This window comes from Polymorphospora rubra, assembly GCF_018324255.1.
GTDB lineage: Bacteria > Actinomycetota > Actinomycetes > Mycobacteriales > Micromonosporaceae > Polymorphospora > Polymorphospora rubra.
Map to the genome: position 1 here is coordinate 6000056 of NZ_AP023359.1, position 12919 is coordinate 6012974.

The 12919-nt window shown below is 71.3% G+C and carries 11 protein-coding genes; 7 read left to right on the forward strand and 4 right to left on the reverse strand.

Annotated elements, in window-relative coordinates:
• Nucleotides 1-1176, forward strand: coding sequence for a zinc-dependent alcohol dehydrogenase (locus tag Prubr_RS27125; protein WP_212817735.1), 1176 nt, complete (start codon nt 1-3; stop codon nt 1174-1176).
• A gap of 68 nt (nt 1177-1244) precedes the next feature.
• Here Prubr_RS27125 and Prubr_RS27130 read toward each other — a convergent pair whose 3' ends face one another.
• Nucleotides 1245-2870 carry a glycoside hydrolase family 43 protein gene (locus Prubr_RS27130; protein ID WP_212817736.1) on the reverse strand — a complete coding sequence of 542 codons (1626 nt, stop codon included), beginning with the start codon at nt 2868-2870 and terminating at the stop codon, nt 1245-1247.
• Nucleotides 2871-3134: 264 nt separating this feature from the next.
• On the opposite strand from Prubr_RS27130, the gene Prubr_RS27135 reads away from it, so the two are divergent.
• The 5 genes from Prubr_RS27135 (at nt 3135) to Prubr_RS27155 (ending at nt 7839) form a co-directional block, all read left to right on the forward strand.
• The gene (locus Prubr_RS27135) at nt 3135-4418 is read left to right on the forward strand and encodes an extracellular solute-binding protein (RefSeq protein ID WP_212817737.1); all 1284 of its coding nucleotides are present in this window, start codon (nt 3135-3137) and stop codon (nt 4416-4418) included.
• Nucleotide 4419: 1 nt separating this feature from the next.
• Nucleotides 4420-5415, forward strand: coding sequence for a carbohydrate ABC transporter permease (locus tag Prubr_RS27140; protein ID WP_212817738.1), 996 nt, complete (start codon nt 4420-4422; stop codon nt 5413-5415).
• Nucleotides 5412-6242: a carbohydrate ABC transporter permease gene (locus Prubr_RS27145; protein WP_212817739.1), complete on the forward strand. Its 831-nt coding sequence runs from the start codon at nt 5412-5414 to the stop codon at nt 6240-6242. Before Prubr_RS27140 ends, Prubr_RS27145 begins: the two co-directional genes overlap by 4 nt.
• 100 nt (nt 6243-6342) lie before the next feature.
• The gene (locus tag Prubr_RS27150; protein WP_246567701.1) at nt 6343-7410 is read left to right on the forward strand and encodes a LacI family DNA-binding transcriptional regulator; all 1068 of its coding nucleotides are present in this window, start codon (nt 6343-6345) and stop codon (nt 7408-7410) included.
• 129 nt (nt 7411-7539) lie between these two features.
• Nucleotides 7540-7839 (forward strand): hypothetical protein, encoded by a 300-nt coding sequence (locus Prubr_RS27155; protein WP_212817740.1) that lies wholly within the window; start codon nt 7540-7542, stop codon nt 7837-7839.
• A gap of 169 nt (nt 7840-8008) precedes the next feature.
• Here Prubr_RS27155 and Prubr_RS27160 read toward each other — a convergent pair whose 3' ends face one another.
• Together Prubr_RS27160 and Prubr_RS27165 are read right to left on the reverse strand one after the other, a co-directional pair.
• Nucleotides 8009-8227, reverse strand: a complete 219-nt coding sequence (locus Prubr_RS27160) for a hypothetical protein (RefSeq protein WP_212817741.1) — start codon at nt 8225-8227, stop codon at nt 8009-8011.
• A 166-nt stretch (nt 8228-8393) separates the two neighbouring features.
• Nucleotides 8394-9755 (reverse strand): pectate lyase, encoded by a 1362-nt coding sequence (locus Prubr_RS27165; protein WP_246567703.1) that lies wholly within the window; start codon nt 9753-9755, stop codon nt 8394-8396.
• Between the two features lie 383 nt (nt 9756-10138).
• Here Prubr_RS27165 and Prubr_RS27170 point away from each other — a divergent pair, with 383 nt between their 5' ends.
• A complete protein-coding gene (locus Prubr_RS27170; protein ID WP_246567705.1) occupies nt 10139-11980 on the forward strand; it encodes a right-handed parallel beta-helix repeat-containing protein in 1842 nt (613 codons plus the stop codon).
• A gap of 53 nt (nt 11981-12033) precedes the next feature.
• On the opposite strand, the gene Prubr_RS27175 is transcribed toward Prubr_RS27170, so the two are convergent.
• Nucleotides 12034-12912 (reverse strand): alpha/beta fold hydrolase, encoded by an 879-nt coding sequence (locus Prubr_RS27175; RefSeq protein ID WP_212817743.1) that lies wholly within the window; start codon nt 12910-12912, stop codon nt 12034-12036.
• Nucleotides 12913-12919: the final 7 nt, after the last annotated feature.

Consider the following 12919-nt stretch of genomic DNA (forward strand, 5'->3'; position numbering starts at 1 on the left):
ATGAAAGCGAACTGCTGGGTCGCCCCGGACAACGTGGCGGTGCAGGACGTACCCGATCCGCGGATCATCAACCCGCGTGACGCCGTCGTACGCGTCACCTCGTCGGCGATCTGCGGCTCCGACCTGCACCTGTTGCAGGGCTACGTCCCGGCGATGAGGAAGGGCGACATCCTCGGCCACGAGTTCATGGGCGAGATCGTCGAGCTGGGCAACGGCGTACGTGACGGACTGCGCGTCGGCGACCGTGTCGTGGTCGCGTTCCCGATCGCCTGCGGGAACTGCACCTCCTGCGAACGCGGCCTCCACTCGCTGTGTGAGAACTCCAACCCCAACGCGGCGGTCGCCGAGCTGGCGATGGGCCACTCACCCGCCGGCATCTTCGGCTACTCGCACCTGTTGGGGGGCTACGCCGGCGGGCAGGCGCAGTACGCCCGGGTGCCGTACGCCGACGTCGGCGCGCTGAAGATCGAGGACGACCTGCCGGACGAGAAGGTGCTGTTCCTGTCCGACGTACTGCCCACCGGCTACATGGCCGCCGAGATGTGCGACATCGAACGCGGCGACGTCGTCGCCGTCTGGGGCGCGGGGCCGGTCGGCTACTTCTCCGCCGTGAGCGCGTTCCTGCTGGGGGCGGAGCGGGTCATCGTCATCGACCGGTTCCCGTACCGCCTGCGGCTGGCTCGGGAGCGGGCGGGCGCCGAGACCATCAACTACGAGGACACCGACGTCATGGACGCGCTGCGGGAGATGACCGCCGGCCGGGGGCCGGACGCCTGCATCGACGCGGTCGGGATGGAAGGGCACCACGCGTCGGCGGCGCTGCACGCGTACGACAAGACCAAGCAGGCGGTGAAGGCCGAGACCGACCGGCCGCACGCGTTGCGCGAGGCGGTGCTGAGCTGCCGGAACGGGGGCACGATCTCGGCGGTCGGCGCGTACACCGGCTTCATCGACAAGTTCCCGATGGGGTCGTTCATGAACCGGTCCCTGACCATGCGGTCGGGGCAGGCGCACGTGCAGCGGTACATGCGCCCGCTGCTGGACCGCATCCGCAAGGGCGAGATCGACCCGAGCGCCATCATCACCCACACCATGCGCCTGGACGACGCGCCGCGCGGCTACGACATCTTCAAGAACAAGCGGGAGGACTGCGTCAAGGTCGTCCTCAAGCCGTGACCGGGGTGGCGTGGGGCCGGCCGCACCGCCCGCCGCCGGTCGGTCCGGCCCCCGCCGGTCGATCCGCCTCAGTGCTCCCGGTAGGTGGCGTGGTCGAAGTCGGCGTACGCGCCGTCGGCCCCCAGGTCCTGGACCCACAGGCCGAGGAACGCCCCGGTGAAGCCCCACGCCGCCGGTTCGCCGTCGACCATGATCGCGGCGTGCTCGTCGGACAGGGTGGTGGCGTCGAACCGGGCCGGCAGTTCGTCCCAGCCGTCACCGGTGTCGCAGGCGAAGTGCAGCACCGGCCCGTCGAACGTCACCCGCAGCCCCACCGGTCCGCCTCCGCCGGCGTCGACGCGTAACCCGGGGTGGGCGGTCAGCCGGCCGCTGTCGCAGCTGAGCACCTCGACCACCCGCCGGCCGTCGTCGGCCCGGGTGAGGTAGGCGTAGTACCAGTTGGCGGTGTTGTAGTAGCCGGTCACGCCGGCGAGCTGCCGGTGGTCGGCCGGGTCGAACTCCAGCACCGTCTCCAGTGAGCAGTGCGTGGCGCCGACGCGGCGGGCGACCAGGCTCGGCGCCTGTCGACCGACCGGTGACTGGCCGCCGTGGATCCGCAGGTGGGAGGGGCGGCTGGTCAGGTCGGCCCAGTCGGGGGTCGCCGGCCGGCGCAGGGTGGACCAGGCGGTGTGCAGCCGCGGGCTGTCGAAGTGGTCGGTCGCCGGTTCCGGCGGCCAGGGGTGCGTGGGCAGGTCCGGGGCGGGGATCTCGTCGGCGGGAACCCCGTCGGGGACGGTCGGCCAGTCGCCGGCCGGCCAGTCGACGGGCTGGATCGCGGTCTCCCGGCCGAGCACGCAGTTGCCCAGCGGGGTGTAGGGCCGCCCGACGAGGTGGGCCAGATACCACTGCCCGCTCCGGGTGCGTACGAGGCTGCCGTGGCCGGCCTTCTGCAGCCGCAGGTGGGGGCGCCCGGCGGAGGTCAGCAGCGGGCCGGCCGGGTCGGTCAGGTAAGGCCCGAACAGGTCGCGGGACCGGGCGACGGTCACCTGGTGCTCCCAGCTCGTGCCACCTTCGGCGGTGACCAGGTAGTACCAGCCGTCGCGCCGGTAGAGGCGCGGGCCCTCGGTGACGCCGGCCTCGGTGCCGGCGAAGATGAGCCGGGCCTTGCCGACGAGCCGGCGCCCGGCCCGGTCGTAGCGCTGGATCTCGATCCCGCCGAAGCGCTCGCGGCCGGGCCGCCAGTCGGCGCTCATGGCCAGCAGCCAGCTCGTGCCGTCCTCGTCGTGGAACAGCGAGGCGTCGAAGCCGTGCGAGTGCAGGCGGACCGGGTCCGACCAGGGGCCGCCGATGTCGGATGCGGTGGTGAGGTAGTTCTGCGGGTCCCAGTAGCCGCTGGCGAAGCTGGCCACGTCGCTGTAGACCAGATGGAACAGTCCGTCCACGTAGGACAGGTCCGGCGCCCACACGCCGTTCGAGTCGCCGGCGCCGCGCAGGTCGAGCAGGCGCCGCTCGGTGATGATGCCGCCGAGTGCCCGCCAGTGCACCAGGTCCCTGGAGTGGTGCACCCGCACTCCCGGATACCACTCGAAGGTCGAGGTGGCCAGGTAGTAGTCGTCGCCCACCCGCAGGATGGACGGGTCGGGATGGAAGCCGCTCAGGATCGGATTGCGGATCGAGGTGGCGGCCGCCGCCACCCCCGCGATGTCGGTCGACATGGTTCGGCCCTCCAGGGTGTGCCGCTTCCGGCGACTTTCCGAAAGTTTTGATCAGCGATGCTCGGATCCAGGCCCACGGTATCCGCCTTGCTCTATGCAGGACAGCCCTTGACCCGCGCTGTATTGGCGTCGTAACGTGCCGGTCATCATCGATGGAAGCTACCGACTCCAGTCTGAAAGTTTCGGAGTCATCCCCCGTGTGTTCCGGTGGCTGAGCCGGCATCCGCGTGCCCTGTGACAACCCCCGAAGGGACGGACCAGACAATGCGCCTCTCCCGTAGATCCCTCATGGGCCTCGCCGGTGCCAGTGCCGGCGCGATCCTGCTCGGCGCCTGCAGCGACGACGCCGCCGACCCGGACGGTGCCCAGACCATCAACTGGTGGCACATCCAGAACACCGAGCCGATGCTCTCCGTCTGGGCGGCGATGGCCAGGGAGTACGAAGCCGCCCGGGGCAACCTGACGGTGGAGATCCAGCCGCTGGAGAACGAGGCGTTCAAGACCAAGCTCACCACCGCGACCCAGGCCGGCTCACCGCCCGACCTCTTCCAGTCGTGGGGCGGGGGAGTCCTGCGCCAGCAGGTCGAGGCCGGCCTGGTCAAGGACCTCACCGCGGACGTACAGCCGTGGATCGGCAACCTGCTGCCCGTGTCGGTCGAGCCGTTCACGATCGACGGCAAGATCTACGGCATCCCGTTCGACGTCGGCATGGTCGGCTTCTGGTACAACAAGGACCTCTTCACCCGGGCCGGTGTCACCGCCGTACCGGCCACCTGGACCGAGTTCCTCGCCGCCGTCAGCCGGATCAAGGCCGCCGGAATCACCCCGATCGCCCTGGCCGGCAAGGAGAAGTGGCCCGCCCACTTCTACTGGTCCTACCTGGCGATGCGGATCGGCGGCCCGACCGCGCTCCAGCAGGCCGGCACCGACGCCAACTTCGACACCCCGGACCTCGTCGCCGCCGGCACCCGCCTCAAGGAACTGGTCGACCTGGCACCGTTCCAGAAGGACTTCCTCGGCGCCGACTACAGCTCCCCGGACGGCCAGGCCGCCACCATGGTCAACGGCGGCGCGGCGATGGAACTGATGGGCCAGTGGGCGCCGTCGGTGCAGGCGTCACTGGCCGTGGACAAGAAGGGCCTGGGCGACAAGCTCGGCTTCTTCCCGTTCCCGGCCGTCGACGGCGGCAAGGGCACGGTGTCGGACGTGTTCGGCGGCGGCAACGGCTTCGCCGTGGGACGCGACGCCCCGTCCTCGACCGTCGACTTCCTGCGGACCCTGCTCGAGGCCGGCAACCAGCGCAAGTCCGCGGCCACCGGCGCGGTCCTGCCGACCGTACGGGACGCGGTGGACGCGGTCGCCGACCCCAACGGCAAGGCCGTCGCGGCGAGCCTGGCCGCGGCGACCGGGTTCCAGCTCTACCTGGACCAGGCCTACCCGCCGGCGCTCGGCCAGCAGGTCAACGACAGCGTCGCCGAGCTGATCGCCGGGTCCAAGACACCTGGACAGGTCGTCAAGGACATCACCACGGTGGCGAAGAACCAGTGACGTGACCCGCTCCGTAACCGGCCCGCGCCCCGACACCACGGCCGGACCCGTCCGGCCGAAAGCTCCGGCCGTACGACGGCACGACCACCGGCCCGGCCTGCGCCGCCTGGGCACGATCGCCTTCTTCCTCGCCCCGGCCCTGGTGCTGTTCCTCCTCCTGGTGATCGTCCCGATCCTGGTCGCCGGCTACACCAGCCTGTTCAAGTGGAACGGCTTCAACCTGCCCGAGGACTTCGTCGGCCTGGACAACTTCAGCCGCGCCCTCGGCGACCCGATCTTCCAGGGCGACCTGCGGCGCGGACTCGTCCTCATCGTCCTGTCGGTCGTCATCCAGCTACCCGCGTCGCTGGCCCTGGCCCTGCTGCTCAACCAGCCGCTGCGTGGGCGGGCCGTCTACCGGCTGGTGTTCTTCGCCCCGTACGTACTGTCCGAGGTGACCACGGCGGTCCTGTTCACCCTCGTCTTCTCACCCAGCCGGGGCCTGGGCAGCACCGTGCTGGGCTGGTTCGGCGCCGCCGAACTCGGCGGCTCGATCTTCGCCGACCCCGGCACCGTCCTCTACGCGGTGTTCTTCGTGATCTCCTGGAAGTACTTCGGCTTCCACATGATCCTCTACCTGGCCGGCCGGCAGGGGATTCCCCGGGAGCTGACCGAGGCCGCCACCACCGACGGCGCCAGCGGCTGGCAGGTGTTCCGGCACGTCACCCTGCCACTGCTCGGGCCGACGATCCGGATCAGCCTCTTCCTGTCGATCATCGGCACCATCCAGCTCTTCGACATGGTGTGGGTACTCACCGGCGGCGGCCCGACCCACGCCTCCGAAACCCTGGCCGTGACGATGTTCCAGTACGGCTTCCGCCGCTTCGAGGTCGGCTACGCCAGCGCCATCAGCATCGTCATGTTCCTGCTCAGCCTCGTCTTCGCCCTGCTCTACCAACGCTTCGTCCTGCGCCGCGACCTCGAGGGCGCACTCACCACCAGGGGGGTCCAACGATGACCGGGACCCGGGGCCATCTTCGGAAGACCGTCCTGCATGTCGTCTCGATCGTCATCGGCGCGCTCATCGTCGTGCCGATCGGGTTCGGTGTGCTCGGCGGATTCAAGGACAACGGGCAGCTCTCCACCAACCCGCTCGGCCTGCCCGACCCGTGGGTGCCGGGGAACTACACCGGCATCCTCGGCTCCGAGGTCTTCTGGCGGCAGCTCGCCAACAGCACGCTGATCGCACTGGCCACGGTGGTCGTCGTCGTGGGCGCCTCGGCCATGGCCGCGTTCGTGTTCGCCCGGTTCGCCTTCCGCGGCCGGGAAGCACTGTTCACCCTGTTCGCGGCCGGGCTGATGTTCCCGTTCGCGGTCGCGATCCTGCCGCTGTTCATCCTGCTGCGCAGCCTGGGGCTGCTCGACAACCCGCTCGGGGTCATCCTGCCCCAGGCCGCCTTCGGGCTACCGGTCACGATCATCATCTTGCGCTCGTTCTTCCGCGGCATCCCCGGCGAGGTGGAGGAGGCGGCCACCCTCGACGGCTGCGGCGCGTTCGCGTTCTTCTGGCGCATCCTGCTGCCGATGGCCCGCCCCGCCCTGGCCACCGTCTCGGTCCTGGCGGTCGTGGCGAGCTGGAACAACTTCATGCTCCCGCTCGTCGTCTTCACCGACCAGAACTGGTGGACCCTGCCCGTCGGGGTGCAGGCCTTCCAGGGCCAGTACGCCGACGACACCGCCCGCGTCCTGGCGTACGTCGTCCTGTCCATGGTTCCCGCCCTGGCCTTCTACGCCGTCGCCGAGCGACGGCTGGTCGCCGGGCTCGCCGGTAGCGTAAAGGGCTGACCCCCGACCACCGGTGGCCCCGACCTCACCTACGGTGCGGAAGGGGCCACCGCCACCCCCAGGCCCAACCGGTGCCGGCGCAGGAGAAGGAGCAGTCTCAGTGGACGACAACCGCAGGGTCACCATCGCCGTGATCGCCCGTGAGGCCGGCGTCTCGGTACCCACGGTGTCCCGGGTCATCAACGGCCGGTCCGACGTCTCCCCGCAGACCCGCGAACGCGTCGAAGAGGTGCTCAACCGCCACGGCTACCAGCGCCGGCCCACCGCTGTACGCAGCACCTCCGGGCTGATCGACCTCGTCTTCAACGACCTCGACAGCCCGTGGGCGGTCGAGATCATCCGGGGGGTCGAGGACGTCGCGCACGCCGCCGACGTCGGCACCGTCGTCTCCGCCATCCACCGCAAGACCTCGTCGGCCAAGCAGTGGCTGAACAACATGCGGGCCCGTACGACCGAGGGCGTCATCTTCGTGACCTCGGTGCTGGAGCCGCCGTTGCAGGCCGAACTGCGCCGTCTCAACATCCCCGTCGTCATCGTCGACCCGGCGGGCCTGCCCACCCAGGGCGCCCCCACCATCGGCGCCGCCAACTGGACCGGCAGCCTGCGCGCCACCGAATACCTGATCGGGCTCGGCCACCGCCGGATCGGGTTCATCGCCGGCCCCGCGCAACTGCTGTGCAGCCGCGCCCGCCTCGACGGCTACCGCGCCGCACTGGAGGCCGCCGGCCTGCCCATCGACGACGACCTCATCCGCCCCGGCAACTTCTACCACGAGGCGGGCTTCACCAGCGGCAATGACCTGCTCGACCTGCCCGACCCGCCCACCGCGATCTTCGCCTCCAGCGACCAGATGGCGCTCGGCGTCTACGAGTCCATCCGCCGCCGCGGCCTGCGGGTCGCCGACGACGTCAGCGTCGTCGGCTTCGACGACCTGCCCGAGGTGCGCTGGTCGTCGCCCCCGCTCACCACGGTCCGCCAGCCGCTGGCCGAGATGGGCCTGCTGGCCGCCCGTACGGTGCTGCGCCTGGCCCGCCGGGAGAAGATCGAGAGCCCGCGGGTCGAACTCGCCACCGAACTCGTCGTCCGCGACAGCACCGCACCCCCGCCCGGTACGGCGCGCTCCAGCACGGCACCGGCCGCCGGGACGACCTCCGGCGGGCACCTCTGACTCTGACGGACCCGGCCTCCGCCGACCCGGAAGGGCCGCCGGCCGCGTCGCCGGCGTACCGGCGGGAATGACGGCCGCCCTGGTGGGAAGTCGCAGGACTACCGGTGAACCGGGGAGAGGTGGTGTTCGATGGGTCGGGGACCGAAATCGGGCGGCGGCAGCGCGCGGCTCGACGCGATACGCAACGGGACGAAACGGCGCCGGGTCGCGTTCGCGATGCGGGCCGAGGAACTCGCGGCACAGGTCGGCGTCCTGATGGGACGCAAGGCCGCCAAGGCCGGCCGCAAGCGGCCGCTGCGGACCGAGCGCGGCGGCCGACACGCGACGCGTAGCGTCAGCGCGGTCACCCGCGGGGTCGCGGGGACCAGGGTCAGCCGGCGTAACGGGCGGAAGCTCGGGCTCGGCCGCAAACGGGTCAGCCCGATCTGAGGGCCGTAAGCGGGTGAGCCCGATCTGAGGGCCGTAAGCGGGTGAGCCCGATCTGAGGGCGGCAAGCGATCAGCCCGATCCGAGGGCCGCAGGTAGGTCAGCGTGGCCTGAGGCGCCGAGCCACGGGGCGCCGTCCCGCGTCGGGAGGCGCGGGACGGCGCCCGACGGATCACCCGCTGCCCTGGCCGTGCACGCGGCCGTCCCGCCCGAGCGTGGACCGGCCGTGGTCACGCTCGGTCGAGGCGGTGCCGGTCGCGGTCCGCTGGTGGCGGCCCTTCTCGGACTGCTCGACCGTCGCGCCCTGCCGGCCGCGGGCGCCGCTGCCCGGGTGACGCCGGGCGCGGGCCGACTCCGTACGGGTCGCGTTCCTGCCGGTGTGACTGCTCATCACGGGCTCCTCTCCAGGTGCCGGTCAGTCTCCGCCTTCCCCGCGGCCCCGACGTCATTCCACCGGCGCCGGGGCAGATCGTCCCGGCGGACCCGCCCGCACGGTGCGGCGGCGCGGTCGTGTTCGTCGACCGCGCCGCCGCCCGGTGTAGCCGGTGCCGCCCTACCTACCGGCGGGTGATGTCGGATTCGTTGTAGATGCAGTTGACGCCGTCCGCGCCCTCACCGATCTTGGTCGGTTCGCTGCCCTTCGGCACACCGCGGTACTTCTCGCAGATGACGGTGCTGCCGTAGACCGTGATGTTGGAGAAGCGGGCGGTGTCGCCCCAGTTGGTGTTGATGCCGGCGAGCGCCTTCGTGCTGCGTGCCGTGATGTTCTGCATCACCACGTGCCGCTGGTACGACGTGCTGCAGTTGCCGCACGCCCGGTAGAGCTTGCCGGCGTTCTCGACCTGGAAGTTGCGGATGGTGAGCGTACCGCCGCCGTTGTGCTGGAAGACCTTGTCGCTGGCGGAGCGGGCGCCGCCGCCGTCGACGAGGTAGGTGCTGCCGCCGCGGAAGGTCGCGGCGTCCTCGCCCACGTCCTCCCACCAGACGTTGATCAGGGTGCAGTTGCCCTCGCAGTGCACGCCGTCACCGGCGGGCGCGCCGAGGATGACGTTGCGCAGGGTCGCGCCGGGTGCCAGCACGAACATCGGGTCCTGGCTCTCGCCCTGGCCGCCGTCACCGATGCCGTAGTAGCGCTTGAGGCCGCCGTCGAGGCCGCTGCTCGGCACCTGGATGGTGTCGTCGACCTTGACCTGGCCGGTCGGCGACGGCCAGGCGCCCGGCGGCGGGTTGGTCGGCGGCGGGGTCGTCGGGGGCGGGGTCGTCGGCGGCGGGGTCGTCGGGTTCGGGCCGGGCGTGGTCGGCGTCGGGTTGGTCCCGCCGCCGGTGTTCACCGACACGTCGTCGAACGACGCGCTGGCGTACACGGTCTGCAGGCCGATCCGGCCGGCCGAGATGTCGCTGTTGGACGCGGACGCGAACTGGGTGCCGTTGACCCGGCCGCGGATGGTGCTGCCGGACACCTCGATGGCCAGGGTGTACCAGGAGCCGGTCGCGACCGACTGGGTCGTGCTGCCGAGTACGGTCACCGAACTGCCGCTGACCGACTGCAGCTGGACCTGGTTGCCGGGTACGAGGGCCAGCCGGTAGAACTTCGTCGAGCCCGACGCGCGGGCCAGCAGCCCGACGTGACCGCCCGATCCGAAGCTGATCGGCTTGACCCGGGCCTGGACGGTGTAGTTCGTCCAGCCGGTGTCGCCGGCGAACTGGCGGGCGTTCTCGCTGCCCGCGTTGGTCTGCCGGAGCACGCTGGAGCCGTCGCTGACGACGCTCCAGGTGCCGCCGGACTTCGACCAGCCGCTGGTGCTGCCGTTGTCGAAGTTGGCGTCGAATACGGTGGCCGCGTTGGCCAGGTTGGTGAATCCGATGGACGCGACCGTGACCACGACCGCGCTGCCGACGGCGAGTGCGGAAGTCCGCAATCGCCGGCGGAAGGTGGGAGAACCACCCATGGGGAACCTCCGGAAGAGGGCGCCTGTCACCCAACCATGACAGGCTCGTGACGGGGAATGGTGTGCACTGGTCGTTGCCCCGACCCGAGCGCATCACCTGCGGGAAAGCGCGTTCCGCCGGATGACCGTAACGCCGTCGACATATTCCGTCAAGGCAACCCGATCGATGTCCTCTGCGGATGGTGCGGGGTGTCGGCGGCACTGTCGAAACATTGACGACCACTTTCTCCCGGCCTACCCTGGCCGACGGGAAAGCCCTTTCTTGGCATCCTCTCGATCCGACTGGCGCCACCGGAGTCCGGGCCTCCGCGACGGCCGCCGATCGAGGGACACCCCCTATCCAGGAGGAACCCGTGCCCGACAAGCGCACCATCCGTCGCCGGGGCGTACTCGCCGCGGTCGGCGCCGCGGTGACCGCCACCGTCCTGGCGGTCACCATGGGATCGACGGCCCACGCCGCCACCCTCTACTCCGACGACTTCAACGACGGCGACAGCGGCGGCTGGTCGAAGTCCGGCGGCACCTGGGCGGTCGTCACCGACGGCTCCCCGGTGTTCCAGCAGTCCAACGCCACGAGCCAGCTCGCCCGGCAGTTCGCCGGCCAGACCGGCTGGACGAACTACACCGTCCAGGCCCGGGTCAAGCCGCTGTCGTACGGCTCCGCCGGGCTGGCCGCCCTGGCCGCCCGGTCGAGCAGCGCCACCAAGATGTACCGGCTGGCCCTGCTCGGCAACGGGCGCGCCGAGCTCCAGGCCGTGAACGGCAGCACGATCACCCCGCTCGGCTCGGCCGCCGGCTTCGGTGCCGCCGGCACCTGGCACACGCTGCGGATCGAGGTCAGCGGCAGCACGATCCGCGGCTTCGTCAACGGCACCCCGGTCGGCAGCGCCACGAACAGCCTGGTCGCGGCCGGCCGCATCGGCCTGATCACCGCCTACGCCAGCGCCAGCTTCGACGACGTCACAGTGGACTCCGGCGGCTCGACCCCACCGACCACCCCGCCGCCCACGACGCCACCACCCACGACTCCGCCGCCGACCACCCCGCCTCCCACGACGCCCCCGCCGACCACCCCGCCGCCGACCGGCGACCAGCTCGTCGTGGCGCCGAACGGCGACGACGCCGCCCCCGGCACCCTGGCACAGCCGCTGCGCACCATCCAGCGCGCCGTCGACCTGGTCCGCCCGGGCGGGACGATCGCCCTGCGGGCCGGCACCTACGCCCCGACCACCAACATCCAGGTCCTCAAGAACGGCACCGCGGCCGCGCCGATCACCATCACCCGGTACGGCACCGAGCGGGTCCTGATCGACGGCGAGCAGCTGCCGCACACCCCCGCACCGCTGAACGGCAGCATCCCCAACGCCGAGCGGGGCGTGTTCCACATCGAGGCGTCGTACTGGCGGTTCGTCGGCCTGGAGATCGCCAACGGGCCGTACGGCATCTTCTGCCGAGACTGCGGCAACAACGTCTTCGACCGGCTGGTCACCCGCGACAACTACGAGACCGGGCTGCACATCCAGGGCGCCTCCAGCGGCAACCAGGTGCTGAACCTGGACGCCTACGGCAACCGGGATCCCCGCAAGAACGGGGAGAGCGCCGACGGGCTGGCGATCAAGGAGGGGTCCGGCGCCGGGAACGTCGTACGTGGAGCGCGGCTGTGGAACAACGTCGACGACGGCTTCGACGCCTGGGAGTTCCTCTCCCCGATTCTCGTCGAGGACTCGGTGGCCTGGGGCAACGGCGTCAACCGCTGGGGTTTCCCGAACTTCGCCGGTGACGGCAACGGCTTCAAGATGGGCGGCGGCGACCCGGACGACCCGGCGGTCGCGCACACCGTCCGCAACAGCATCGCCTTCGACAACGCCCAGGGCGGCTTCGTCGACAACGGCAACCCCGGCACGATGACGTACTCCCGCAACACCGCCTGGGACAACGGCGGCACCGGGTTCAACGTCTCCCGGTCCCGGTCGACACTGACCGGCAACCTGTCGGTGAGCAACCAGACCGCGGTGTCGATGGGGACCTCGACCGGCAGCGGCAACTCGTGGAACATCGGCGGCACCTGGAACGACGCCAGCCTGGTCAGCACCAACCCGGCGGTGATCACCGGCCCGCGCACGTCGGCCGGCGCGATCCCGACGTCGAACTTCCTGCACCCGGTCTCCGGGGCGGCGGTCGGCGCCCGGATCTGACCCCGGCCCGGCCGGCGACCGTGGCTCCGGTCGCCGGCCGGGCACCGGCCGGCTCAGCGGGCGAGCAGGTCGGTGATGGCCTTCGCGATGTCGTCGGGGGCCTCCTCGGCCATGAAGTGACCGGCGGTGGTCGTCCGGTGCTCCAGGTCGGGCGCCCACGCCCGCCAGACCGCGCCCGCGTCGTAGCCGAGCCGCGCGCCCCAGTCCTGCTGGACGACGGTGACCGGCATCCGCAGCCGGTTGCCGGCGTCGAGGTCGGCCCGGTCGTCGTCGATGTCCACGGTCGCCGACGCCCGGTAGTCGGCCACGATCGACGGTACGGCCGCCGCACTGGCCCGCAGGTATTCCGCGCGGACGTCGGCGGGGACGGCGTCCGAACCGGTGCCCCACGCGTCGAGGAAGTGGCCGAAGAACGCGTCGGCGCTGTTGGCGATCATCGTCTCGGGCAGCCCCGCCGGCTGCGCCATCAGATAGAGGTGGAACCCGACCGAGGCCGACACGCCGTGCAGCACCTGCCACGTGTCGAGGGTGGGTACGACGTCGAGGCAGGCGAGGTGGCTCACCGCCGCGGGGTGGTCCAGCCCGGCCCGGAACGCGACGAGCGCACCTCGGTCGTGGCCGGCCAGCGCGAACCGGTCGTACCCCAACGCGGCGGCGAGGGCGACGACGTCGGCGGCCATGGTCCGCTTGGCGTACGCCGCCGGGTCGTCCCCGGCCGGCTTGTCGCTGGCGCCGTAGCCGCGCAGGTCCGGGCAGATGACGGTGTGGTCGGCGGCGAGCGCGGCGGCGACGTGCCGCCACATGAGGTGGGTCTGCGGGAAGCCGTGCAGCAGGACGACGGGGCTGCCGCTGCCGCCGACGGCGGTGTTCAGCGACACCCCGGGGGCGACCGGGACCCGCCGGTACTCGAAGTCTGGGATCGTGATGGTCACGGTGGTC

What these genes read in the sequence shown, in the direction of transcription:
- Prubr_RS27130 (WP_212817736.1), bottom strand. Translation starts at nt 2,870, where the DNA reads ATGTCGACCGACATCGCGGGGGTGGCGGCGGCCGCCACCTCGATCCGC.
- Prubr_RS27145 (WP_212817739.1), top strand. Translation starts at nt 5,412, where the DNA reads ATGACCGGGACCCGGGGCCATCTTCGGAAGACCGTCCTGCATGTCGTC.
- Prubr_RS27135 (WP_212817737.1), top strand. Translation starts at nt 3,135, where the DNA reads ATGCGCCTCTCCCGTAGATCCCTCATGGGCCTCGCCGGTGCCAGTGCC.
- Prubr_RS27160 (WP_212817741.1), bottom strand. Translation starts at nt 8,227, where the DNA reads ATGAGCAGTCACACCGGCAGGAACGCGACCCGTACGGAGTCGGCCCGC.
- Prubr_RS27125 (WP_212817735.1), top strand. Translation starts at nt 1, where the DNA reads ATGAAAGCGAACTGCTGGGTCGCCCCGGACAACGTGGCGGTGCAGGAC.
- Prubr_RS27155 (WP_212817740.1), top strand. Translation starts at nt 7,540, where the DNA reads ATGGGTCGGGGACCGAAATCGGGCGGCGGCAGCGCGCGGCTCGACGCG.